Genomic DNA, 252 nt, shown 5'->3' with positions numbered 1-252 from the left:
AGATTCTTCCGGCTAGTCTTGCAACGAGTGAGGAACATCTCTTGCTTGAGGGCGTCGGAAAAGTCGAAGAACTCCTTGATTTCGTCAAACTCAGCCTCCACGGTGTCCTTCTTGAAGTAGACAAAGGGATCTTCTTTGAATCCCTGGTATCGGGACAGCTTCTTCCTCGGCTTGCTCGCGACCTCGTCACTTTCAGAGTCGATGGTTCGCTTTCCATTTTCTGCTGAGCGGAATAAATGAGGGGTTAACTAC

At 49.2% G+C, this 252-nt stretch carries 1 protein-coding gene; it reads left to right on the top strand.

What is annotated here, in order from left to right:
* The coding region (locus JEM65_RS22575; RefSeq protein WP_233530791.1) for a hypothetical protein at nucleotides 1–227 on the top strand (227 nt) is incomplete at its 5' end.
* Between the last annotated feature and the right edge of the window lie 25 nt (nucleotides 228–252).

Origin of the sequence: Gelidibacter salicanalis, assembly GCF_016469035.1 — a bacterium.
GTDB classification, from domain to species: domain Bacteria; phylum Bacteroidota; class Bacteroidia; order Flavobacteriales; family Flavobacteriaceae; genus Gelidibacter; species Gelidibacter salicanalis_A.
This window is presented reverse-complemented; position numbering and strand designations above follow the sequence as displayed.